This is a genomic window from Ktedonobacter robiniae (assembly GCF_016587375.1).
Lineage (GTDB): Bacteria > Chloroflexota > Ktedonobacteria > Ktedonobacterales > Ktedonobacteraceae > Ktedonobacter > Ktedonobacter robiniae.
Genome location: NZ_BNJG01000001.1, coordinates 3883782 through 3908829 on the forward strand (window position 1 = coordinate 3883782; position 25048 = coordinate 3908829).

Consider the following 25048-nt stretch of genomic DNA (forward strand, 5'->3'; position numbering starts at 1 on the left):
GATGCTTAGGAGTCAAGAAAAGGTGGAGAAATAGCTCGAAGTGGCTAGTAGTCTCAAAAGTGTGGAGCGGAATAAGGCAGACAGCCCAGTGTTGGGTCTTCTGCCTTTTCCACTTCTCTGCCAGAGAGGATGTCGCCTTAAACATGTGCCAGAGAGGAGTGTCTGCTGACTTGCGCGAATTGAGGTTGCTGGTTTAAGGAGTCCTGGGCTTGCTGCTGTACGCGTAGGAGGTGCGTAATGCCCTCCTGGATTGAGACTCTGGGCTGCCAGTCAAGGACCTGGCGGGCGCGCGTGTTATCAAGTACGATGGCGGAATCCTCGGCCAGCGCTCCTGAGATGTAGACTGGCTCGATATCACTGCCGAGGGCCTGAGCGGCCAGCAGGTATAGCTGTTTGAGGGTATAGCCCTCACCACGACTGATGTGTAGCGTCTGGTTATTGCCGCGCGTCAGGACTTGCAGATTCGCCTGCATGACATCATCAATAGCGATGTGGTCGTGCATGCTCTCTCCTGTGCCGCGAATGATGGGGCGCCGTCCCTCACTGAGCATATGCAGGAAATAATTGAGCGGGTGTGGATTATTGACCTTTCCATTGCCGCCATAGACATCGGCGTAGCGGAGAATGGTATGAGTTAAGCCATGCTGCTGGCCGTAGTAACGAACATACCATTCGCCCGCGGCCCGGCTAATATCGGCGGGTTGGCGTGGTTGTAGCGGGGTCTCCTCGCTGAGCGGGAGGTGCTCCTCGCCGACTGCTCCATAGAGCGTATTGCCACCCGAAGCAAAGATAAACTTGCGTACAGAGGCATTCACACAGCTGTCGAGCACATGCAGTAGTCCGCGAATGTGGGTATCTGCGTCCAGAAGCGATTGTGCTAGTGGTACTTCATACAGATGTTGATTGACGTGATGACTGACCACATCGGGGCGCTCATTCGCTAAAATAGCGCGGAGTTTTTCGTCGCGAATATCTATTTGATAAAAGCGGGCGCGTGGGTCAACCGCGTTTACTGAACCATTGTTAAGATTATCAATGACAATAACGTCATGTCCAGCATCAAGATATGCTGTTGTAAGATGGCTACCTAAAAATCCTGCTCCACCCGTGATTGCAATTTTCATAGAAAAAGATCCCTTCTCCTCCTGAGACATTGAAGTATTGCCTACCACTTGTAGCGTTGGTATGATAACGCTCTCCCTGTATTCAGTGTATCCCTTGTATGTATAGACTAAATTCAATAGATGTTCTTAAAATGGATCTATCGCTGGTCGATTGGTGTGGAGAAAAATTACATTGTGGATAGAGCGCGGCGAAAGGTGGGTTGGTCTTGTTGAGGTAATATGGGAGAAAAAAGAAGAACGGAGGCATCAACTATGCCTCCGTTGCGTGTTGTTCGGCATGGGTAAATGTGTGGATTAAATGCGATGACGTACTAACGACATTACTCGATAGGCACTGAGCTGTTAAGTAGTTGATCGAGCGTTGATTTCTTGATGCGGTATGCCTGGCGTTTCCCACGATGGGGCAGGGTGATCGCTTCTAACGCTCCACTCTTGATCCAACGGCGCACTGTTGTGTCGTCTACACGCAGGCGGCGAGCTACTTCGCGAACGGTCAACAGCTCTTCTCTTGCGTCTTCTACCATTATGCCATCTCCTATGTTAATCTGGCGCGCTCCCTCAGCGAGTGCACTACTTTTCTGAAAAACACCTTTGTTTCCCTCAAGCCCTCCTCCAGGAGGCTGATGGTGGGTATTACCATCAAGGGCTGTCAAACATCGCTGCACTGACAGTTGCTGTAAGAGTCCTAGCATGGTACTCTATTGTTTTCAAGTTGTCTGTCTCTCTCCTTGCGTAACTGATGACGCAACGAAACTACATACAACACTGCCTGCCAGCTAACTATACTATACATATAGGCGCAAAATATACATATTGGCGCAAACCCACTGACATTCCCCCGCCAAAGGCGCGAGGCTTCTTCTTTCATCCAGCCCGCTTGCCCGCTTTCACCTTGTGACGAGAACGAGTAGAGGCGGTCTGTCAAGAAGCGTTTTGCACACCTGATAGTGTACCCGTTTCCGATTGCCCACCGGTACGGTGTGCCTTGGCTAAAATGTTGTAGAGTAGACGGCCAGCGAGGTTCTGTTTCCAGACCTTTTCTGTCCGTCCCTCTCCGAACCTGGGCTTGCACCCTTTCGATGCACCCGGCTCTCCAGTTTCTTGTCGCTTCGTGGAGGTAGGCGTTGCGCATCTCGCGCACCGCTCCGTTCACGACAATACTCCCTGCTTCCCTTCCCCTTGTATCAAGCATTACCTTGATCATTTGAGTACTATGAAAGCTCCGTCGTCATAGGCTCGCACCCGTAGACGATCCCGCATTTGCGCATATCAAACGTTGAGTACGTGTAGGTGCCCCGTTCGTTTCCTTGAACCAGCTCATTGCTGGTCGTTCATCGGAGAGAGTCTTCCGCACTCGCCATCAATAAGTGCGTATTCCGATGACATCGCCACAGGTATGTTGCGATGAGCCAACGCTTAGACCACTGGAGACTAGGGTTCAGCCAATTCAGGTTTCACCATGCGTACAGGACTTGCGGTGCATCACAGTACATACCTTCCTGTTTAACCGCGTTCCCGACATGCTAATTTTCCCTTTGTGTTTCCACGCCAGGTAAGTTGGGCGCCCTTGAGGTTCTTACTCTCAACCTCATCTCCCTCTGGGAGAAATTTGATATGTACCGAAGCGGCGCACGATGGCAGCGTTGTGGTCACGGTCAAGGATTAGCCCACAGCCAGAACAGGCATGCGTTCTGACTGAGAGGCTTTCCTTGATGCGTGTGCCACAGCCACCACAATCCTGACTGGTGAATGCTGGCTCAATGGCTATGATGGGGATGCCATGCACTTGCCCGTAGTAGTTGAGCCAGAACAAGAACCTGCCCCAGGAAGCATCGCTGATGCTCTTTGCCAAGTGCCGATTCTTGACGAGGTTGCGTATCTGCAAGTGTTCATAGGCAATCAGATCGTGAGATGTGATAAGCGCGTTTGCCGTCTTTCTGGCAAAATCTTCACGCTGCCTCTGCACTTTAAGGTACGCCTTTGCTAGGGCTTTGCGGGCCTTTTTGTGGTTCTTAAACCCTTTCTTCTTGCGAGAGAGGTGGCGATGGAGCCGCTTCAACCGCTTCTCCGCTTTTCTCATGTAGCGCGGGTTCGCAACCGTCTGCTTTAGATTTGCTTTAGTCTAACATAGACTGTAGCTGACTTGTGTTGAAAGTGCCAAATTAGCTAAAATAATTGACATAGTCAAGAACACGAAAAAGTTTTGTACCTCAAAGTCCAGCTTTCTTGATTGTAATCTGCTCCCCGTGTACAATCCTGATATTAAAGCTATTTACAGCTTTCTCGGCAAGCGTGGGTTGTATTAGGCTGCAAACGTGCGGTATACCGATCTTAACTGCAACGGTTGGTGTGGTATTATCAGAAAAATAGCACTGCGGATGCCTTTGAGTTGGAGTGTGTAGAGACGTATGCCGGGCCTGCTTCAAAAGTCTCTATCCCCTAGAAGCTGGCTTGTTTGGCTGGTTTGGCGCGAATATATGCCACAAAACAAAAACGGCTCTTTCCAGTTTCGCGCTCGCAAGAAAGAATAGTTAGAGAGGCAACAAACGATGTTGAGAGAGTTGGGGTTCTCAAGATGACACAAGCAAACAAGCGAAAGAAGCTCGTACTGATCGACGGCCACGCCATTATTCACCGCGCCTTTCACGCGGTGCCTGAAGATCTTTCCACGAGTAGCGGCGAGCCAGTCAATGCGACCTTTGGCTTCACCTCGATGCTGATGAAGGCATTATTGGAGGAGCGACCAGACTATATAGCGGTGACCTTTGACCGTCCGACGCCGACGTTTCGGCATGAGCAATATGCACCATATAAGGCGCACCGGCCAACGCTTCCCGATAATATGCGTCCTCAATTTTCGCGTATTCGCGAGGTGGTGCAGGCCTTTGGCATTCAGATCTATGAAAAGGATGGTTATGAGGCCGACGATGTGCTGGGAACCCTCTCCGTGCAGGCGAAGGCGCAGGGAGTTGATACCATTATCTACACCGGAGATATGGATACTCTGCAACTGGTCAATGAACAGGTGCTAGTGAAGGTCGCCAAGCGCGGTATTTCTGAAGTCGTGGAGTATGATGAGAAGGAAGTCCAGGCACGCTATGGCTTCGCTCCTCACCAGTTGATCGACTATAAGGGCCTGGTTGGTGATAAGTCAGATAATATTCCAGGTGTGGCAGGGATTGGCGCCAAGACGGCTACACGCTTGATTGTCGAGTATGGCAACCTGGAAAATATTCTCGCCCATGCCAGTGAGCTGAAGCCAAAGGAGCAGAAACTGTTGCAGGAGGGCGAGGAGCAGGGGCGTCAGAGCAAGTTTCTGGCGACCATCGTGCTCGATGCGCCCGTCTCTCTGGACCTTGAAGCGTGCCGCATGACGCATGTGGACAGCGAGCGTATCTTAACCCTCTTTCGCCAACTTGAGTTTCGCAATCAGGTTGAGCGCGTCTTTGCGCTCTTCCGCCAGCTAGGTGTCAGTGTGACCTCTGAGGCCGATTCGAGGCTTCAGCCGCTTGAAGAGCCGGATGCGCGCTCCGCCAGTGAAGTTGCTGCTGGAGATGAGCGTGAGCGCCTGCTTTTAGCGCCACCGCTGGGTATCGTTCCCATCTTGCCTCTGCCGCAACCACCAGGGCGTGAGGAGGTCGCTCCCGAGTATGTAGCCACAGCGCCTGCCTCTACGGTGGAAGCCAGGGTTGCGACAGAGCCAAGAGCACTTCCTGAGACTCAGGAAGAACAGCAAGATGGTCCCACACAGTTAAGCCTCTTCGATACGCCAGAGCCGCGTGCGGAGGTTGCGCGCAAGTTGCGCCTACCAGGACCTGCATTGGTCGAGACCTCGCTCTTCTTTGAAGAAAGCAATGTGCAGCCGCCGACGAGCACCATGATCATTAACTCTGAGGAAGGGGTAGATGTACTGGTGAAGAGCTTGCGTGGTGCGGGCCACTTTGCCTTTGATACTGAGACGACCTCTGAGGATCAGCGCAAGGCAGACCTGGTTGGCCTGTCGTTTGCGATGGCCCCTGGCGAGGCGTACTATATTCCCGTCGGGCATACCACCACCGTCGATGGGCAGGAACCAGGGACCCAGTTGCCGTTGCCGCGTGTTCTAGAGCAGCTCAAGCCCATCTTTGAAGATGCAAGCATTGGCAAGTACATGCATAACGCAAAGTATGATATAGCCGTCATGCTGCGTTACGGTATCCAGGTGGAGGGACTTAGCTTTGATAGCATGCTCGCCGCCTACCTGATTGAGCCTGGACGCCGTGGTCTGGGCCTCAAAGAGCAAGCCTTTCAACGCCTGAGCATCCTCATGACACCCATCACGGAGCTGATTGGTAGTGGCAGTAAGATGATTAGTATGGCGCAGGTTCCCATCCGCCGTGCCGCTGACTACGCAGGTAGCGATGCCGACATGACGTTGCGCCTGGTTGCTCCCTTGCATAAAGATCTGCAAAAGCATAATTTGCTCGATCTGTTCTATCGCCTTGAGATGCCTTTGATCAAGGTGTTGATGCAGATGGAACTCTATGGTGTCGCACTTGATGCCGAGTTTTTGCACGAGTTTGGCGAACAGCTCGATGAGCAACTACGGAAGGCGGAGCAGACCATCTACGACGCAGTGGGGCATCACTTTAACGTCAACTCGCCTAAGCAACTGGGCGAAGTGCTCTTTGTCGAATTGAAGCTGCCCGCGGGAAAGAAGACCAAGACAGGCTATTCTGTGAGCGCGGACGTGATCGAGAACTTGCGTGGTATGCACCCTGCTATTGATTCATTGCTGGAGTACCGCCAGCTCAGCAAGCTCAAGTCGACCTACATTGATGGTTTGCAGACCCTGATGGATCGCCAGACGGGGCGTGTCTATACCTCGTTCAACCAGACGATTGCCTCCAGTGGGCGTCTCTCCTCCAGTAACCCAAACCTGCAAAATATTCCCGTGCGTACTGAGCTTGGCCGCCAGATTCGGCGCGCCTTTATTGCGGATCCCAGCTATGTCCTGCTGACGGCTGACTATTCGCAGATCGAGCTGCGCATTCTGGCCAATATTACGAATGAGCCACGGCTGGTGGAGGCCTTTAACCAGGGCGAGGACATTCATACCATTACCGCGGCCTCCCTCTTTAGCGTGCCAGTGGAGGAGGTGACCCGAGATCAGCGGCGTCTGGCGAAAACGGTGGTATATGCCGTGCTCTATGGGCAGTCGGCCTATGGCCTCTCTCAGGTAACGGGGATGCGTCCCGGCGAGGCAGCTGACTTTATTAAGCGCTATCATGAGACCTTCCCCAATATCAAGGTCTACGTGGAGAGTACGCTGGAGCAGGCGCGCCGGCAGGGGTATGTCAATACCTACTTTGGGCGCAAACGTTTTATTCCGGATATGCGTGTGCTCTCGCATGTCGAGCGCCAGGCGCTGGAGCGTGAGGCAGTCAACATGCCTATTCAGGGGTCGAATGCCGATCTGATTAAGGTTGCCATGTTGCGCTTGCAGCATGCCTTCCTGCAAAATGGCATGAAGACACGTATGATCTTGCAGGTGCATGACGAGCTTGTCTTTGAAGTGCCCGTCGAAGAGTTGGAGCGCGCGAAGCGGATGGTGAAGGCGGTTATGGAAGGGATTGGAGCGTTATTGGTGCCTCAGAAGGTGCCGATAAAAGTAGATATGAAGTCTGGAAAGAACTGGTTTGCCGCCGAATCTGTGGTATAACAAGAGAAAAGATCCATTCCAGACGAGGAGTACATTTTGGTCCAGCTATCTCATCTTATTGAAAACTTGCCGCCGTTTCACTTTGCTGACGCAAAGCGGCGTATCGCGGAGAAGACCGCGCAGGGCGTGGATGTCGTCAATCTCTCGGTAGGTGATCCAGACCTCCCAGCTCCTCCCCAGGTCGTCGAGCGCCTTTGTGCTGAAATGCGTGTGGCGGAAAACCATCGCTATCCCGAGTATCGGGGTATGCAGGAGCTACACGAGGCCATCGCCCGTTGGTTCCAGCATCGCTTTGGCGTGGAACTAGCACCCCAGCGGGAGATTATGCCTTTGATCGGCTCGAAAGAGGGACTGGTCTATGCTGCCTCCTGTGTGCTTAACGCTGGTGATATCGCACTCGCCCCCGATCCCTACTATCCCGTGTATATCTCGGCGAGCGCGAGTGTCGGCGCGCAGACATATCTGCTGCCTCTACGGGAGGAAAATGGCTTTCTCCCAGACTTGCAAAGTATCCCGGGTGATGTCCTGGCGAAGGCCAGGTTGCTCTGGCTGAACTATCCTAATAATCCAACCGCCGCCAGTGCCCCACGTTCATTCTTTGAGCAAGCAGTAGCCCTCGCGCATCAGCATAACCTGGCGCTTGTGCATGATATGGCCTATGCCGAGGTCTATTATGACAACCACGAGCGCCCGCTCAGCCTGCTTGAAATTCCGGGCGCCAAAGAGGTCACGGTCGAGCTGCACTCCCTGAGCAAGACCTATAACATGGCTGGTTTTCGTATAGGCATGATGGTCGGTAACCCGACACTAGTAGATGCGGTGGCGCGCTTAAAAAGCAACGTGGATAGCGGTATCTTCCGTCCCGTCCAGTATGCAGCCATTGAAGCATTAAACCTGCCCGAAGACTGGATTCTGGAGCGCAACGTCATTTATAAGCGGCGTCGTGATGCGCTAGTGCAGGGGTGGAATGCGCTTGGTTTGCGCGCCCCACTCAATCAAGCGGGCCTGTATGTCTGGGCGAGTGTGCCTCAGGGCTTTACCTCGAAACAATTTGCGGACTGGCTCTTTGAGAAGGCAGGTGTATTTCTGACGCCTGGGACGAACTTTGGCCCCTCGGGCGAAGGCTATGTACGTATCTCGCTGACCGCTCCCGAGGAGCGTATCCAATTGGCCCTGGAGCGCATCCAGAGGGCTTTTTCCTCATAGTGCAAGCGTTTTTAGGTTTGGAGTGTGCGTAGCCCTGGCAGCCACAGGCTGCCAGGGCTACGCACACTCCAAACCTATTTCTCTTTTTTCATGAAGGCCGCATAATATTGGTATATGTTGCTGGACGTTGTGGTTTGGAGCGTGCTAAACTTCCATAGGATGTAAAAATCTTCACTTTACTCGAGCAACTTGTATTACTTGCCATATATTTCTATATGTTTTTTGTTCTTTTGCGTTATACATCAATACCATAGGGAGAATACACATATACGCTTGTGGGTAAGTAAGGAGCGTTGACTAATGATTCTGGATCATACGTCTGTTGAGGCTTCTCAGCAGCAGGGACCAGATGCATGGCATCTGCGTGTTGGGCACGATATTTGTGGTGATGTGCAGCAGGCGCTTAATCATGAGTGGTTGGTGACGAATGGCCTGGGAGGGTACGCAGCTGGTTCGATTTGTGGCGCAACAACCCGCAGCTATCATGGTCTGCTGGTGGCTGCGCTTCAGCCACCCGTGGCGCGCACTGTTTTTGTAAGTAAGGTCGATGAAGAGATTACCTTGCCAGGCGGCGAGGTGCTCAAGCTAGGAGTTAACGAGTATCACGACAAGGTGGTGGATCCTCAAGGGTATCAGTATTTGCAAGAAGTGGTGCTGGATGGAGATGTTCCTTGTTTCCGCTATCGTCTCACGGAGCAGTTGGAGCTGGTCAAGCGTGTTTGGATGGAGTATGGACAGAATACAACCTACATTCAGTACACCCTTGAAGGAGCGGGCGATGAGATCGCTGATGAGAACCTGACGCTGACACTGGTGCCGTTTTGTCTCTCGCGTGACTATCACGCTTCGACGCAAGGCGCCGACGATTGGCATTTTATTGTGGATAGCCAGCATAATCGCTGTCGTATTCGTGCCTATAATGAGGCGCCAGTCTATCACCTGATCGCGGGTCCCTCGGCGTTTTTCTCCCCCACGGGCCTCTGGTACTGGCGTGTGCTGCATCGGCGGGAGAGCGAGCGTGGTATGCTGGATCAGGAAGATGTATATCAGCCAGGAATTTTTCGCATGCCCATTACGACGGGTATGCGCGTTACCTTTGTCTTAAGTGCTGAACAGAATCTCCCCTCGGACCTGGGTGGACCACGCCATGAAGAACTGGTCACGGCGGCGCTGGTTCGCCACCAGCGCCGTGTGCGTCAACTGCTCTCCGTGGCTGAGCGTACTATGGATAATCTAGAAGAGCGTGATCCAGTGCTGGCACGCTTGGTTGTGGCCGCTGATCAGTTTATTGTTGCGCGACCAAACTACGCGCAGGCAAAGGCCTCTCGCCAACCATTGCGCCTTGCTCCAGATCGCAAGACGATCATCGCAGGCTACCCCTGGTTTACAGATTGGGGACGCGATAGCATGATTTCATTGCCGGGCTTGTTGCTGGCAACGGGTCGCTATAGTGAGGCCCGTGGACTGCTCAAGGCCTTTGTCTCCTACACACATGAGGGCCTGATCCCCAATCGCTTTCCCGATCAAGGCGAGCACCCCGAGTACAATACCATAGATGCCACTCTCTGGATGTTTCACGCGCTTGGGTTGTACCTACAAGCCACCGATGACTGGTCACTCCTCAAGGAGCTTTTCCCAGTACTGCAAGAGATTGTTGTCCGCCATGAGCAGGGAACGCTCTTCAATATTGGGATGGATGCGACAGATGGTCTCCTACATGGAGGAACGGACGGGGTCCAGCTCACCTGGATGGACGCGAAGGTTGACGGTTGGGTCGTCACGCCGCGACGAGGCAAGCCAGTAGAGATAAACGCGCTCTGGTATGCCGCCTTAACGAAGATGGAAGCCTGGGCCGTGCGCCTCTCGACGGATGCCTCGCACTATAGTCAATTGCGTACCCTGGTGCGACAGCATTTTGCCAGGCGTTTCTGGTACGCAGAGGGCGGCTATCTCTATGACGTGGTCGATGTTGATGGGAACGCGGGCCAGACGGATGCCTCGCTTCGCCCCAATCAGTTGTTCGCGGTCTCCCTCTGCCGGGACCTGCTTTCGGGGGGGCAATGTGCCAGCATTTTGCAGCAAGTTGAGCAGCATTTGCTTACCCCCTTGGGGCTACGCTCGCTCAGTCCAACCGATCCCGCGTATCATCAGCACTTTAGCGGAAATCGTTGGCAGCGTGATAGCGCATACCACCAGGGAACCGTCTGGCAGTGGTTGCTCGGCCCCTTTATCGATGTGCATTTGCGTGTGCATAAGGATCGTGATCAATTACGTACCTTGCTCTTGACCGCTCTGGACCAACTTTGGCAGAATTGTCTCGGGACCATTAGTGAGGTGGCTGAACCAGAACCACCCTATGCCGTGGGCGGGTGTGTGGCCCAGGCCTGGAGCGTGGCGGAGTTCTTGCGTTGCTGGCTGCTCTTGCAAGAAAAGTAGCCTGGGACTTTCCGAGTAGGGACTTCTGGCAGGAGGCCCCTGGTTTTTCATGTTGTTCTAATGTCTCCAGTTTATAGTGTAGACATCGTGTTGGCTACCTATGCCGCAGGAGTCGTGGTGGAGGTAACCAACATGATGCGGCTTTCAATGTACGAGGTACGGTTTTATGCGTATCCTGATTATAGAGGATGATCCCCGTCTGGGTCCGAGTTTGAAGAAGGGTCTCGAAGGTAGCCATCATGCGGTCGATTTGTTAGCCGATGGCGAAGATGCGGTGTATATGGCTACCTCCATTCCTTATGACCTGGTCATACTCGATATCCTGCTTCCCGGTTTAAGTGGTTTTGAAGTCTGCCGTCAGTTGCGTGAACAGGGCAAGACGATGCCTATTTTGTTGCTAACCGCGCTGGGCGAGGTGGAGCATCGCGTCAAAGGATTAGACCTGGGGGCAGATGATTATCTCACCAAGCCCTTTGCATTTAGCGAGCTTGAGGCGCGTGTACGAGCCCTCCTGCGCCGGGGAGGACCAGTCTTATCTACAACATTACAATTTATGGATATTACGCTTGATACCAGGACGCATGAGGTTAAACGCGCGGAGCGCCTGATTCCCCTGGGAAACAAAGAGTATGCTCTCCTTGAGTTTTTTATGCGCCATCCGCACCAGGTACTGAGTAGATCGATGATTGTCGAGCATGTCTGGGATGGCGATACCGAACACCTCTCCAATGTTATTGATGTCTATATTCGCTATCTCCGGCGCAAGCTCTGCAATGAGAATGAACCAAACGTCATTCAGACGATACGTGGCTCTGGTTATCAGCTCAAGGAACCCTTATAATATGCGAACGCGTCGGCCACAGCTCTTTCCCCCCGGACTGCGTGTACAATTGACCCTCTGGTATATTGCCGTCTCCGCTACGCTAGTGATTTTGTGTGCTACGGCCTTCTATATGATAGTCAAAATTCAATTGGAGACGAATTTTGATACCGCGTTGCGCCTGCGAACACAACAAATCGCTCAGGCCTTGATCGTCTCACAAGGACGCATGGATACCTCGGATATTGCGGGGCAGATGTCGCAGTTAGGCGCAACCGCTGCCTATATCGATACGCATCCTGGCCAGAGTAAGCGTACTTTTCAACAGGAGAAAGACGTTTCACCAGGCGATTTCTTTGTGCGCGTACTAGATGAGCACGCACAAACACTCTATGCGACCACAGATATGCGCCGATTGGTATTAAATGCGACAAGCGTCCATGATCCGCTTCACGGAATCCCCTGGCGTGGAACTGTCTATGATGCTGATGGTCAGCAGGTGCGGGTATACTGTACGATGCTCGTCTGGCAGAATCAGATTATTGGCGTTATTCAGGTTGGACAGTCGTTAGAGAGCCTGAATGAGCAACTGCAAACAGTTCTGTATATCCTCATCGGTATCTGCTCGGTCTTATTACTTGCGTGTGGCCTCTGTAGCTACTGGTTCTCGGCGCGAGCATTTAGGCCGATTCATCACCTTGCGCGGACCGCGCGTATGATCAATGCCCAGGATCTACAGAAACGTGTGCCTCTACCCCGGGCCAGAGATGAAGTCTATGACCTAGCGTTACTCTTTAACCAGATGATAGGACGCCTTGAACGCGCCTTTGAGCATCAGCGTCGCTTTGTTGCCGATGCCTCGCATGAACTGCGCACACCGGTGGCCGTGATTCGTAATATGACAGAGGTCGCGCTCTCTCGTTCCGAGAAGACGGAAGAGTATATTATGGCCCTGGAAGGCATTAATGAGGAGACCGAGCGCCTGGGAAGGCTTATTAATGATCTCCTGGCTCTGGCGCGTGCCGATGAACAGAAGATGCAACTCGATTATGAGCCTGTGCGCCTGGATTTTCTGGCGGCTGATGCGATTGAGAGCATGGAACCCCTGGCCCAGGAACGCCAGGTGAGCCTGGCGAGCGGCCTTCTACAGGCGGCAACGGTCATGGGCGATGCCGCGCGCCTGATTCAGATTATTCTGAGTTTGCTTGACAATGCCCTCAAATATACAAATAGTGGCGGACGTGTGACGGTGTCGGTTGAGATATGTGAGAACCTGGCACAATTGCGTGTTCAGGACACCGGCATAGGCATCTCACCTGAAGAGAGGCAACATATCTTCGAGCGCTTTTATCGCGCCGATCCCGCACGTTCAAAGGCGCTTGGCGGTTATGGCCTGGGCCTCTCTATTGTGGAACTGCTGGTGCGTTTGCAGCATGGCACTGTCTCGGTCGAGAGTGAGCCTGGCAAGGGAGCACTATTTATTATCACCTTCCCGCTGGCCTCAGAGGCTGCCGGGACAGGGTTATAGAAGTTTCTCTCTGAGGCTTCTCTCTGCGCGGGCAGGCTCTCAGTTAGAGCACGTGCACGACAATCGCGCTTGCGTTCCCTTCGCCCCCAGCATTATTGGCTTCTTGTACCAGCAGGCGCGCTATCTCTTCGGTACGAGGGTGTTGGCGTAAAATGTCTTCAATTCGCTTCTCAGGCAGCATATGCCAGACCCCATCGGTACACAGAATGAGTAGGTCGCCAGGTTCCAGGGCGCGCTGAGAACAGTCAACTGTCACCATGGCATTTTGGCCCAGTGTACGGTAGTGTTGATGGCGTTTGGCGCTGGCGCGCACTTCATCTGCCCGGAGCAATCCAGCATCAACAAGATTGGCGGCGATGGTATGGTCGTGGGTCGCACATTGTAAACCCTGTCGCTGGCTAAAATGGTAAACACGGCTATCGCCCACGTTGGCGACATAGAGCCGCTCTCTATAGAGCAGGGCTACCGCCAGGGTTGTGGCCATCGTCGCGTCATAGTCTGCGTTACAATGGTAGACGACGCGGTTGGCTTGCCGCACTGCGTCGGCGAGCCATTGCTCTAGAATTTTCTCGCTCATGGGCAAAGCCTGGCGCTGACCTGAGAAGGTGGCACCTGTGTCTCCAGGTGTGCGTGGAGCATGAATGGGTGTGCCGCGAGAGTGCGAGCGTGTGGTATCTGCCAGTAAAGGGACAAGCGTATCGGCGACGGTCTCAACGGCCAGTCGACTGGCTTCATGCCCTAATGTAGGCTTTCCCTGTGGTCCGAGAAGACCATCCGCAATAGCAAAGATGGCGAAAGGGTGTGGTGATGGTTGTACATTCACGCAGAGTCCTTGGAGGAGCAGGAGCATATCCTCGTTCTCCTGGGCCTTGCGTCCCCTATCGCTTTCATAACTGGCCTCGCACTGCGCCCCAAGTGTGGGCATCGTCTCATCCAGTCCATGCCCACAGTGACGACAGAAGCGAGAGCTGCTGCGGTTCTCCCTCCCGCACTGTGGGCAGGGATTTTCGGGCATAACGGTTCGCGTGATCACGTTCGAGCTATGCGAGACGAGTGTGAGATCGGCGATGGTCGGCTCTGAGGAGATCGTGTTTGTCGCCAGAGCTGCTCGCACAGCCGCTGCGAAGTCGCCAGCGCTTTGATAGCGCTTGCGTGGATCGAGATCCATGGCGCGCAAAATGCATGCATCGACCTCTGGTGGCAGTGCTTGATTGAGTTTGCTGGGCGCGGGAATTTCGGTGGCATGTGTCTTGATTACTGCCTGCACAGGCAAAAGGCCCGTAAATATCTGGTAGGCGACCACACCCATCGAATAAATATCGCTGGTGGGTTCCGCATTGCCCTGATCCTGCTCGGGCGCGATATAGTGTTCTGTGCCTAAAGAGAGGCCGCGCTGTGTTAGTGGTTTCTCCTGTTGCATCGCCCGGGCGATGCCAAAGTCGGCCAGGATGAGATGCCCATCATCCTGTGAAATAAGTAAATTGGAGGGCTTAATATCGCGGTGTATGATCTGCTGTGGATGCGCATGAATTGTATCGATGGCAGCAGCCATGTCGTCCATGTAACCCAAGGCCTGCTGTGTAGGCAGGGGAAGCTCGGGTTTGAGCAAGGCCTTGAGCGTTCCACCTGTGATAAGCGGCATTTCCAGGTAGAGAAGAGGCCCATCCTGCCCAAAGTTATGAACCGACACAATATTTTTGTGCTTGAGCTGATGGGCATAACGCGCCTCACGTCGAAAGCGCTCGATCGCGGTTTGCGGGTCCATGATACTATTTTTGAGCGAGAGGACTTTGAGCGCGACCTGACTCATTTCGAAGGTGTCGCTGGCACGGTAGACCACTCCCATCCCGCCCATGCCTATGAGCGTCTCAATGCGGTAACGACCCGCTACCAGGGCTTCAGGCAGCAGGCATTGGCAGAATGGATTGGTGCATTGTAGCGTGCCAGGTGGATAATCAATCTGGCAACGTGGATTTAGACAACGTGGCATACAAACTCTCTTCTTCCAGGAATGGCGTTTCTTCCCAAGTGTATGAGAGATTCTCTCCTGCTGTCAATATCGACAAAGTTATATGAAATATGTAGTGTTTGGCAACGTCCCCTTGATTGTGTTTCTCCCCTGGCAAAGGAAGGTACTGAGACAAGAAGTAGCCAGGCGTTATTGTGTTTTTGCCTGACTACTCTTTAAATGCTTGAAAACTCTAATAAATATACGTTGCAAGTGCACGAAAGTTGTAGCCATAGGTAGGATGACTAGAGTTTGCCACAATTTATGAAGAACGGTATAATCTGTCAAGATATTGATATGGAAAGGGCTGTATGTCTCCTCCCATGTCCTGTTTACCTCCTATCGGAAACCTGAGCGTGCTTGCCGTGCCACCTTTAGGTGGTCCCCTAATGGGGGGAGCGCTAGCTACGGGAGTAGTGCGTGCCCCCGAATGGGGTTGGTTTCCGCATGAGAAGACGGAAGAGCTTAAAGGATAACACGATTCTATGCTGCAAACACTCCCACTCGTCCTATACATAATCATGATCGAATTGACGATTGGCTCCGTGAGTGTGCTGGTCTTTCTCGATTGGCGCAACGAGGTCAAACGTGGTTTTCTGGTCTCCTATGCTTTTATCTATCTCGCCCTTGCTGGACTGACGTATTTGTTTCAGCAAAACTTCGCCACTGGTGAACTACTCAATACCTATCGCTCCCTGGATCATAGCTGGACAGGCTGGCAGACCCTGCCATTGCTCCTCTTCTTTGTGCTGCTGATCCCTTACACGCTCTTCCTCTTACTGGATAAGAAAGCCGGTGTGGATGGGAAAGTGGAGCATGAGAAGGCTGAAGACGAGGCCCAGAAAGAGGGGAAACCCGCTCCGCGCCGTTCGATACTGCGTGGATTACGCCTCTTAAGCGGTGTGGCTACGGTCATCGCGGGCCTGGTGACACTCCTGGTACTGGGGATGATCTTCCGTCCGCTGGCGGGGAGCATCGCAGGTGGTGCCTTTACCGTGGCGGGTTTCTACGCAGCGGCCTTTGCCCTGGGTGGTGTGATGACTGCTATGTGGCTGGGTCACTGGTACCTGGTCACTCCCGCGCTCTCAGAGCGACCCCTGCTGTTCTCTACCAGCGTTGTCTTACTGGCTATTATCGCGCAGATTATCTTCTTGCCACTGACCGGCCCAACCACGTCGCACGCGAACCAGGCCTCTTCCAACCAACCAGCCGTGGTCGCCTCGACACCCACGCCAGCGCCAACTCAGTCTCCCTCTAGCCAGGTGAAGCCTGCTGGCCAACCAGTCATTACTCCTCTGGATACAGGTGCGATTAACTGGCTGCGTATCCTGGTGAGCTTTGTGCTCCCCCTCATCCTGGGCGGCCTCTCCTGGAAGCTCGTCCGTGATCGCTCGTTCCAGTCGGCAACGGGTATGCTCTACCTGGTGGTGGTACTCACTTTGGCGGGCGAGATCATGGCTCGTGGCTTGTTCTTGATGGGTCTCTAATCCCCGCTAGTAGTAACTTCACTTCTTGGTTGGGAGTGTGTGCATGGGCAGCCTACGGCTGCCCATGCACACACTCCCAACCAATTATTCTTGTGTGAGCTTGAGCGCCTTTTCGCGCTCTTTCAGTTCGCGGCGCAGGATTTTGCCTGACGCGGTTTTCGGCAAGGCATCAATCTGCTCGATGAAGTGAAAACGCTTGTAGCCAGCCAGCTTGCCGTTGGCAAAGGCCATGATCTCATCAGGTGTGGCGCTCTGTCCAGGGCGTAAGACGACAAAACCCTTGATCAGCTCGCCTGCTTCGTCGTCTGGTATGCCAATGACCGCAGAGTCCATGACTGCTGGATGCTCCATCAGCAGGGATTCCAGTTCCGCGGGCGCGACGCCAAAGCCTTTGTACTTGATCATCTCCTTCTTGCGATCCACAATGTAGGTATAGCCCTCAGCATCCAGGTAGCCTATATCGCCTGTATACAGCCAGCCATCGCGTAGCACCCGCGCCGTCTCCTCTGGCGCCTTCCAGTAACCCTTCATGACCTGGGGGCCGCGAATGACGATTTCGCCTGTCTCGCCCAGAGGTAGCTCTCGCTCGCCCGTCTCAATGTCCATGATCCTGATCTCTGTATTATGGACAGGCAGTCCGACGCTTTCTGTACGTACCAGGGCTGGATCCTTGGGCTGGGAGTGCGTCAGGGGAGAGGTCTCGGTGAGGCCATAACCCTGGACGACATTGATGCCAGTCTTCTCTTTCAGGCGGCGTGTGGGGTCCATGGGTAGCGGGGCCGCTCCTGAGAAGATATACTTGACGCTCTTCATCTTGCCCAGGTCGATGGGCGCGTTCGCCAGTGCCAGCACGATAGGTGGTACCGCGAAGTAGTAGGTGACGTTGTGCCTCTCACAGAGTTCAAGTGACTGAACCAGGTCGAAGCGTTCCATTAGCACCTGTGTCGCGCCACAGGCGAGGAAGCCTCCCATAAGCATCACACCATAAATATGGTAGAAGGGTAAGAAGATGAGCGCGACATCATTGGGAGTGGTCTGGAGTGCCGTCGTGAACTGGAGATTATTTGTTGTCATATTGCGATGGGTGAGCATGGTTCCCTTGGGCAGGCCCGTGGTGCCGGAGGAATAGGGGAGGGCCAGCAGGTCATCGCCAGTGATATCGGCATGCTTCTGATAGGTTGGCGCGTAATTTCTAATGAGCTGACTGAGTGCAATGGCCTCGGGCAGGCTTTCAGGGGCCTGGCTTCCCGTGACGAAGATGTGCTTGAGGTGCGGGAGTTTGGTGTTATTGAGTGCAAGCTGCAAGATGGGTACAAGCTCGCGTTGCACCAGGATGGCGGATGCCTCTGAGTTCTCTAACTGATACGCAACTTCGCGCTCTTTATACGCGGGATTCATAGGGCTTGCGACCAGGCCCAGTGTCGCGGCAGCAATAAATGTAACTGTGTATTCGGGGCGGTTGGTAGTGAAGAGGCAAATGCGCTCACCTTTGCGTAAGCCTAACTCATGCATTCCATTGGCAACGCTATTGACCATAGAGACCACTTCGCGGTAGGTGAAGTAGAGGTCATGGTAGATAATCGCTGTTCGTTCCGGGTATTGTTCTGCGGTTTTTCTCAGCAAGTGATCGTAGGGGACATCAGGAAATTCAACGGGCGGACGAAAGAGTTCGGGAGCAACCATCTTGGTAAGCATGACATGGCATCCTTTCGCTGCAACTCAGCACTGAGTAATAATCAAAGGCGTGAAAGGTTCCTATCTCTAGATCCTAGCCGCAAGGCTATTTGCTATGCAAGTAGAATAACATCAATCAGGTGAGAGAATCAAGAAATGATCGGTAGGGTTAATTTTAACCGCGTTTTGGTATACTTTAAAAATAGCGATAGTCGTGTTTTGAGCCTCTTCGTTTGCTGGAGTCTATAGTTGAAGTAGCCAGGAGAAGCTAGCGTGCAAAAATATGTAGTGCGCCTCAATGAGAGTTTGATGCAACTGCTTTCTTTGTTTCAGGCACCTCATAGTCTCGCAATCTACGATATATCCTCTGCTTCGCTCGAGGTGCGACAGGCAGTATCAACACTGGTTGGCCTGATAAATCGCTCGCAACCTGAAATCTACCTGATCTACAATCATGACGACCGCTTCTGGCTCGAACAGATTCCTGACTCTCTGCCACGCCACAGTATGAACGCAAGTGGTAATGACACCCTGGGTGCTTTGATCCAGGAATATCGTACACGCATTCAGGGGATCATCATTTATGATCCCTCACAACAGGACACTATCAACCTGGCGACAACCATCGCGGGCCTGCGCGATGGTTTTGTGGCCACTCCTGAACTGGCGGCTTCCCTTCAGCAGCAGTATCATCTCCCCGTTATCGATGACCTGCGTAACTACCAGTGGCGTTCGCGTCTGCACATGTATCGCTGGGCGCAGCAGAACTTCTTGCGCGACACCAACAATCTCGTATTGGCTGGTCTGACTCCGGAGGGCCTGACGCCCTTGCGCTCACTTCTCGTCGCAACACGTGCCTTTGTCTACTGGCTGGAGGCACGTAAATATGTGCCAGAGCCTCAGGTAGACTGGCTCTCCGAGCGGGCGTTGTTCAAAGAGATCCTGGCCACTTACCCCGCAGGCGCGCTACACCTGGGCTGGTTTCCTGATGAGGGGAGCGGTGTACAATTGACCTCACAGCATGCCTTACCTGTGTATGCCTCCGATTACTATCAGAACCTGGAGGTCTGGTTGTCGCTACCCATGGCCGATATGCCTCTGCCAGTCGCTCCAGTAGTGCAGATCAGCAAAGCGCCACAGAAGAAAACGTATCTCTCTTTTACCATTAGCGATGGGGATAATATCCAGTATTGCCAGCACCGTTTGCTGCAACTCTGGCGCGATAACGCGCGTGGTTCGTTGCCACTGGGCTGGACCATCTCGCCCGCGCTGCCCTACTTCGCGCCTTCCCTGGCGAAGTATTACCTGGAGAGCGCTACGGCGAATGATGAGTTGGTCGCCGCACCCAGCGGAGCTGGGTACATGTTTCCATCGCGCTGGCCTGCACAGCATATGCAAGAGTTCCTGGCTGATACGGGTGAGATGATGCAAGCCATGGGACTCTCGACATTAGAGGTTCTAGATACAGACTTTCTCCATGGCCTGGGCCTGCTCCCATTTAGCATCACTGGCATGGGTTTTCTCAGTAAACGTCTACAACGCACCTTCACCAGTCTGCTTACTCCTGATGGTTTGTGTGGTATATTAAGTGGTGCTGGCACATTCTGGGCCTGCTGGCACCTGGCGAACAAGGTTCCCTGGTATCAGAGCCTGGGCCTGGCAATGAGCGTTGAGCAGGCAGTACAATTGATTACTACAACCGCGAAGATTCGCCGCCAGCGTCCGCTCTTCCTCAATATCTATGTCCTGGCATGGCGCATGTCACCCTCAACCCTTTTAGAGGTCATGGCGCGCCTGGGTGATGAATATGAGTTGGTGTTGCCGCGTGATCTCTTGGCGATGCTCACCCAGATTTTGTAATAGGGAAGCCTTTTAATGCAAAATGATGCCTATTTTTTATCCCTTGCCTGGTATCGGCATATGCGAGAGCATGCGCCTGTCACATACAGCGAGCAACATCAGCAGTGGATGGTGTTTTGCTATGATGACGTCAAGCGAGTACTCTCCGATTATGAGGCATTTTCCTCTGAGGTCGAGTCTGAAGGGCATATGCTCACGCCGATGGACGTAAGCCTGGTGGCGCTGGATCCGCCGCGCCACCGCCATCTCCGCGCACTGATCACCCAGGCTTTTACACCTCGCATCGTGACCCAGATGACTGCCCGCATTGAGCAACTGGTTAATGATTTGCTGGAGAAGCACGCCGATCGCGGCGAGATGGATATTATTGACGATCTGGCTTATCCGCTCACGGTAACCATTATTGCTGAAATCCTGGGTGTGCCTGCCGCCGATCGGGCGCGCTTTCGCCACTGGTCTGATCTCCTGGCTGGCGTGGCTCCTTTTGATGGCAGCGATTTTATGGGTGAGATGAGTGCATATTTCTCGCATATGCTTGATGAACGCCGCCGTGAGCCACAGGAGGACCTGATCTCCAGCCTGCTCGCGGCCCAGGTGGGAGGAGAGCACCTCTCCAGGCTAGAGTTACTGGGTTTTTGCATCCTCTTGCTGGTAGCAGGCAATGTTACATCCACGCACCTGTTGGGCAATGTCTTTCTCTGCTTTGATGAGTTCCCTCATCTTCTTGACGACTTGGCACGAGACCTGATGCTATTGCCAGGAGTCATCGAAGAAGTTCTGCGTTATCGCTCGCCTTTGCGCTTCATGTTCCGCGTCGCCAAAAAGGATACGCAGTTAGGTGGACAGTCTATTCATGCAGGGCAATGGATCAGTGCCTACATCGCCTCCGCCAATCATGATGAAGCTGTTTTCTCGCATCCTGAGCGCTTTGACATCACCAGAACGCCCAACCCCCATCTCTCCTTCGGCCATGGTGTGCACTACTGCCTGGGTGCTCCGCTGGCGCGCCTGGAGACGCGAATAGTACTAGAGATCATGCTCCAGCGTTTCTCCTCGATTCAAAGACGCCCAGGAAGCACGCTAGAGTCGCTTGACCCCCAGGGTTTTATGCAAGGGGTGAAGCACTTCCCCATCATTTTTACCCCTCGTTAGCCTCTTTATTGTATTGCCAAAGAGGCTAGTAAGCTGAGAAATGAGATTTCCCCTGGCAGAGGATTTTTGTGTACTTGTGTTGATGGGTGTCAGTAACCCCACGAGGAAACTCGGGGCTTGCCTCTCAACTCCACCGCAATTCTGAGTACCGGCGAAGGCGCTCAGCTTTGGCTTCCCTGTCGGAGGTATCGGGGGCAACTGACAATTGCCCCGTCTTCCCCCAATCTTGTCGGAGGAAGAGCGTTCTCATGACCAGATTGCGCGCACCCACCAGGTCCGCGTGCAGCTCGTAGTGACAACTGCCACAATGGAAGACCAGTCCCTTGTTCGGGCGATTGTCCTTATGCGTGTAGCCACATTTGGGGCAGGCTTGCGAGGTATACTGTGCCTCCACCTTGATGGCCAGCGACCCGCCCAGGACCGCTTTATAGGCAATCAGGGCATGCAGTTCGGCAAACGACCACTGGGAGCACACCCGGTTGGCACGCCGCATTTTCGGGGTCGCAGGCTCGGTCCCTTTGCTGCCTTTCTTGCGTTTGCGCTTGCGCACTTTGGTGCGTTCGCGGATGCCGGTCAGGTCTTCCAAGCCGATTAGGGCTTCTTGGTGGGTCGTGACGATCTGCTTGGCGATGTGGTGGTTGGCTTGCCGTTTCAACCGTCTCTCTCGCTGCTCGATTCGCCGGATGGTGCGTTTTGAGCCGCGAGTGCCTTTGCGTTGCAAGCGTTTTCTCAGGCGTGCGTAGTGGTTGGCCCGCTGTTTGGCCTGCTTTCCCGAGAAAAAGCAGGGATCTCCCGTGGCCGTGGAAGTGACTGCCAGGTAGCGGATGCCGACGTCAACGCCGACCAGTTGATTGTACTGTTCAAAGGTCGGTTCAGGGAGTTCAATCTGCAGGGAGACGAGCAGATAAAAGCATTTCCTGGACTGGTCATACCAGAGCTTGGCCGCTGCGATCCGGGCTCCCTGCTTTATCAGAGCGACATGCTTCCCATAGCCGCTGTAGGGGACGATCATGCGCCCGGAGAGCGTGAGGATGCTGACCTGCTGCTCGTGCTTGAAGCCGTAGTCGCGCTGGTGGTTGTAGGTCAGGGTGGGAGAGAGGTGCTTCGGGGCCTGATCCAGTCCCTTGTAGCGCTTCCTGGTCATGCCAGCCCGACGCAACTCTGCATTAGTACGCACCTTGGTCCACAGGCCTTTGTAGGTAGCTCCGACTTGGCGCGCAACATTGCAGGCCATTTGGGCCGGCAACCCATAGCGAGCGCGAAGGTCGTCATAGGTCCCATCTTGCAGGCGTCGTTGGTTGCTCATCTTGCCATGCTCAAACGCATAGCGGCTCACAAAATTCAAGGCATCGCGATAGGCCAGTTGGGTGGCCCGTAAGGCCGCAAACTGTTCTGGAGTCGCGTGCAGTTTCAGTTTGGCCGTGATGACTTGTTCCGTGAGAACAAATGTACCATGTTCACCGATACGTGTCAATGCCTTCCTTGTGTGCATTTGCCTCTCTCTTCCTCTGCAAGAAGGAACGCCGCATTCCTCCCCATACGTGAACGACAGGAGACTTCTGCGGCGGTTTATTGGTGGGTTTGAATGATTTTCTAATCAGATAGGAATAACCTGAATAGTGACAGAGGGAAAATAGGTTGCTTGATGGAACACTGTTCATAAAGAGCGCTTTATTCTCTCTAAGGGTTATGTCTCTTTTTGAGAATTGGTTGTAATTTATAAGCTTGACCGAACAATCAGATTTGATCACTTAACACGATCTTTGTCTGATGAAGAAAGGAACCCTGGTATGAAGTATGATAGTGCGCAGTATTGGGATGAAGAGCCGGAAACCGTGAGACTCAGAGATACTATCAGTGGTTTTGAGCTAGACGAAGCAGAACTTCAACAAGTTTTTGGTATGGGGGGCGATCCTAGCGGCGGCTATGGCAACGGCTATGGCGGATATGGCAACGGCTATGGCGGATATGGCAACGGCTATGGCGGCTTTGGAGGCGGCTATGGCGGATATGGCAACGGCTATGGCGGATATGGCAACGGCTATGGCGGCTTTGGAGGCGGCTATGGCGGATATGGCAACGGCTATGGCGGATATGGCAACGGATATGGCAACGGCTATGGCGGCTTTGGAGGTGGCTTTGGCCATGGTGGGCATAAAGGTTTCATAGGTGGGAGAGGCGGCAAAGGCGGCAAAGGCAACAGAGGGGGCTGTGGTTGCTAGAAAAAGCTGATCGTTGTTCCGAATAAAACGTATTCACTACAAGAGATGAGAAAAAGAACCCTCCGAACCAGGCTAAAAGTGAGAACCGAAATACCTGGTTGGCCAAAGGAGGGTTTTTGTTATTGAAGTGGAGAGAGGATATAGCATTAAAGAGGCTAATAGGCATTTTTAATGTTTATGTATATAATTTTGCTGCCTATAAATAATATGAATAGTGAAGGCAGTTGAAGTGCGGAAAATAGTAAAGTTTGCAAGCCTGATCAACTTCCAACAAAAAAGATAGTGTAAGGTGGTTACTGTTGTTTGTAAGCTCTGCTACATATACTTCAAATTGCTGTGATAAAAATTTTTAGCATACACAGAGGAAAGGTTTTAACGGTTATGAAGTGGAACATTTTTGGCACAAAAAACAATAAGGCCCAGGACGTGATTGCCGATGAGATGGTCGAATTGAATGACAGCGACCTGGAGATGGTTGATGGTAGTGGCGGCTTTGGCGGCTTTGGCGGCTTCGGCGGCTTCGGTAAAGGCTTTGGTTTCGGCAAGTTTGGTAAAGGCTTTGGTTTCGGCAAGTTTGGTAAAGGCTTTGGAGGCTTTGGAGGCGGCTATGGCGGTTTCGGCGGCTTTGGAGGCGGCTATGGCGGTTTCGGCGGCTTTGGGTGTTTCTAAGTAATAACGCTTGAGCTGATTGTGGCGGTGCTTCAATGGGAGAGTGGACATTGTATAGCGTCTAACTCTCCCATTATAGGCTGGAGCAATAACTTGTTCGATGGAATTTTGGCACCTCTGCAAGAGGAGGCGATAAAGTCTAGATGCGCATTCTTTTAGATAAATAGAAAAGTGCGATTGCATACAAAAATTAAAGCGATTTACTTTGTTGAATTGTAAATAAAAAAATTGGTTACTTTGTCTAATAAATATAATATGGATAGGTAGCCTATGTGAAGAGGAAAAGTGGATAATTGCGAGGTCTGGCCATATATCTCCACGAAAATGATGAATAAGTTGAGGCGTGAGAGATTGCCGTTACAACTTCGTTTCCCTTTTCTTAAAAAGGTTACCACGAATACTTCAGGTTGAAACAGAGAAAGGAACATACACATGATGTCACATGAATATCATACAGGGAACGACCACGAAGCGCTTGTTAATGAAATTGAGCTGAATGACGAGCTGTTGACTATGATCAATGGTGGACTGGATGGCGTGCCTGGAGGAGCGGATGACCTAGGTGGTATGCCTGGAGGAGCGGATGGTCTAGGTGGTATGCCTGGAGGAGCGGATGGTCTAGGTGGTATGCCTGGAGGAGCGGATGGTCTAGGTGGTATGCCTGGAGGAGCGGATGGTCTCGCAGGTGGCACGCCTGGAGGAGCGAATGGTCTCGGGAGCTTCTCTAAATTACTAGGATCTGTGCCTCTATTGGGTGGCTTACTTTAAAACGAACCATTGAATATTTCAGTGTGCCATAAAGTCTATGGCACACTGATGTTCATAAACACAAATGTAATCTAATGTACTCTCGAGCATTCGTTAATCCATGTTGGTTGCAAGATAAACTAACTGAGAGCTCCCCACGCGCTAAAGCTCTGCCTCTTACATACAAGTCAGAAGGATGGACAAGAGCGGCGAGATGAACGCCCTCCAAGACGTCCATGACCCCTTTCCATAAGGTCTGCCATCCAGGTGGACCATCGCTCTTGTGGTCGAGGTAGCCTCCCAGACGCGCAATGGCGCGCCACAATTCCTGGGCGGTAGTGATACTACGGTGACGTGGATCCGAGAAGATAATGACCGGGATGGCATTCTGCGAAACCACGTCGGTCGCTGGTG

The 25048-nt window shown here is 52.9% G+C and carries 17 protein-coding genes and 1 pseudogene; 11 read left to right on the forward strand and 7 right to left on the reverse strand.

What is annotated here, in order from left to right:
- Nucleotides 1–137: 137 nt before the first annotated feature.
- From JMJ04_RS16235 to JMJ04_RS16245, 3 genes and pseudogenes are all read right to left on the reverse strand, one after another.
- On the reverse strand, nucleotides 138–1124 hold the full coding sequence (locus JMJ04_RS16235) for an NAD-dependent epimerase/dehydratase family protein (RefSeq protein ID WP_201371502.1): 987 nt from the start codon (nucleotides 1122–1124) through the stop codon (nucleotides 138–140).
- A gap of 320 nt (nucleotides 1125–1444) precedes the next feature.
- On the reverse strand, nucleotides 1445–1648 hold the full coding sequence (locus JMJ04_RS16240; RefSeq protein WP_007906152.1) for a helix-turn-helix domain-containing protein: 204 nt from the start codon (nucleotides 1646–1648) through the stop codon (nucleotides 1445–1447).
- 1109 nt (nucleotides 1649–2757) lie between these two features.
- Nucleotides 2758–3225: pseudogene (locus JMJ04_RS16245) on the reverse strand (RNA-guided endonuclease InsQ/TnpB family protein); the annotation flags it as partial.
- 474 nt (nucleotides 3226–3699) lie between these two features.
- Here JMJ04_RS16245 and polA point away from each other — a divergent pair.
- The 5 genes from polA (at nucleotide 3700) to JMJ04_RS16270 (ending at nucleotide 12815) form a co-directional block, all read left to right on the forward strand.
- Nucleotides 3700–6825: a DNA polymerase I gene (gene polA, locus JMJ04_RS16250; RefSeq protein WP_201371503.1), complete on the forward strand. Its 3126-nt coding sequence runs from the start codon at nucleotides 3700–3702 to the stop codon at nucleotides 6823–6825.
- Between the two features lie 36 nt (nucleotides 6826–6861).
- Entirely contained in the window at nucleotides 6862–8031 is a 1170-nt protein-coding gene (locus JMJ04_RS16255; protein WP_201371504.1) for an LL-diaminopimelate aminotransferase, read from the forward strand.
- Nucleotides 8032–8331: 300 nt separating this feature from the next.
- Entirely contained in the window at nucleotides 8332–10467 is a 2136-nt protein-coding gene (locus JMJ04_RS16260) for an amylo-alpha-1,6-glucosidase (RefSeq protein ID WP_201371505.1), read from the forward strand.
- A 166-nt stretch (nucleotides 10468–10633) separates the two neighbouring features.
- Entirely contained in the window at nucleotides 10634–11308 is a 675-nt protein-coding gene (locus JMJ04_RS16265; protein WP_201371506.1) for a response regulator transcription factor, read from the forward strand.
- A 1-nt stretch (nucleotide 11309) separates the two neighbouring features.
- Nucleotides 11310–12815 (forward strand): sensor histidine kinase, encoded by a 1506-nt coding sequence (locus JMJ04_RS16270; protein ID WP_201371507.1) that lies wholly within the window; start codon nucleotides 11310–11312, stop codon nucleotides 12813–12815.
- A 43-nt stretch (nucleotides 12816–12858) separates the two neighbouring features.
- Here JMJ04_RS16270 and JMJ04_RS16275 read toward each other — a convergent pair whose 3' ends face one another.
- Nucleotides 12859–14805 (reverse strand): protein kinase domain-containing protein, encoded by a 1947-nt coding sequence (locus JMJ04_RS16275; RefSeq protein WP_201371508.1) that lies wholly within the window; start codon nucleotides 14803–14805, stop codon nucleotides 12859–12861.
- Nucleotides 14806–15308: 503 nt separating this feature from the next.
- Here JMJ04_RS16275 and JMJ04_RS16280 point away from each other — a divergent pair.
- Nucleotides 15309–16310, forward strand: a complete 1002-nt coding sequence (locus JMJ04_RS16280) for a hypothetical protein (protein WP_201371509.1) — start codon at nucleotides 15309–15311, stop codon at nucleotides 16308–16310.
- Nucleotides 16311–16394: 84 nt separating this feature from the next.
- On the opposite strand, the gene JMJ04_RS16285 is transcribed toward JMJ04_RS16280, so the two are convergent.
- Nucleotides 16395–18005: a class I adenylate-forming enzyme family protein gene (locus JMJ04_RS16285; protein ID WP_201371510.1), complete on the reverse strand. Its 1611-nt coding sequence runs from the start codon at nucleotides 18003–18005 to the stop codon at nucleotides 16395–16397.
- A gap of 252 nt (nucleotides 18006–18257) precedes the next feature.
- Here JMJ04_RS16285 and JMJ04_RS16290 point away from each other — a divergent pair, with 252 nt between their 5' ends.
- Entirely contained in the window at nucleotides 18258–19844 is a 1587-nt protein-coding gene (locus JMJ04_RS16290) for a GxGYxYP domain-containing protein (RefSeq protein WP_201371511.1), read from the forward strand.
- Nucleotides 19845–19859: 15 nt separating this feature from the next.
- Complete coding sequence (locus tag JMJ04_RS16295) at nucleotides 19860–20996, forward strand: cytochrome P450 (RefSeq protein ID WP_201371512.1); 1137 nt, start codon at nucleotides 19860–19862, stop codon at nucleotides 20994–20996.
- A gap of 124 nt (nucleotides 20997–21120) precedes the next feature.
- Here the strand turns inward: JMJ04_RS16295 and JMJ04_RS16300 are convergent, their stop codons facing one another.
- Nucleotides 21121–22488 (reverse strand): RNA-guided endonuclease InsQ/TnpB family protein, encoded by a 1368-nt coding sequence (locus tag JMJ04_RS16300; protein WP_201371513.1) that lies wholly within the window; start codon nucleotides 22486–22488, stop codon nucleotides 21121–21123.
- Nucleotides 22489–22786: 298 nt separating this feature from the next.
- Here JMJ04_RS16300 and JMJ04_RS16305 point away from each other — a divergent pair, with 298 nt between their 5' ends.
- The 3 genes from JMJ04_RS16305 (at nucleotide 22787) to JMJ04_RS16315 (ending at nucleotide 24655) form a co-directional block, all read left to right on the forward strand.
- Nucleotides 22787–23218, forward strand: coding sequence for a hypothetical protein (locus tag JMJ04_RS16305; RefSeq protein ID WP_201371514.1), 432 nt, complete (start codon nucleotides 22787–22789; stop codon nucleotides 23216–23218).
- Between the two features lie 381 nt (nucleotides 23219–23599).
- Nucleotides 23600–23887: a hypothetical protein gene (locus tag JMJ04_RS16310; protein WP_201371515.1), complete on the forward strand. Its 288-nt coding sequence runs from the start codon at nucleotides 23600–23602 to the stop codon at nucleotides 23885–23887.
- Between the two features lie 432 nt (nucleotides 23888–24319).
- Entirely contained in the window at nucleotides 24320–24655 is a 336-nt protein-coding gene (locus tag JMJ04_RS16315) for a hypothetical protein (protein ID WP_201371516.1), read from the forward strand.
- A 52-nt stretch (nucleotides 24656–24707) separates the two neighbouring features.
- On the opposite strand, the gene JMJ04_RS48710 is transcribed toward JMJ04_RS16315, so the two are convergent.
- Nucleotides 24708–25034 (reverse strand): IS4 family transposase, encoded by a 327-nt coding sequence (locus JMJ04_RS48710; RefSeq protein WP_201371517.1) that lies wholly within the window; start codon nucleotides 25032–25034, stop codon nucleotides 24708–24710.
- Nucleotides 25035–25048: the final 14 nt, after the last annotated feature.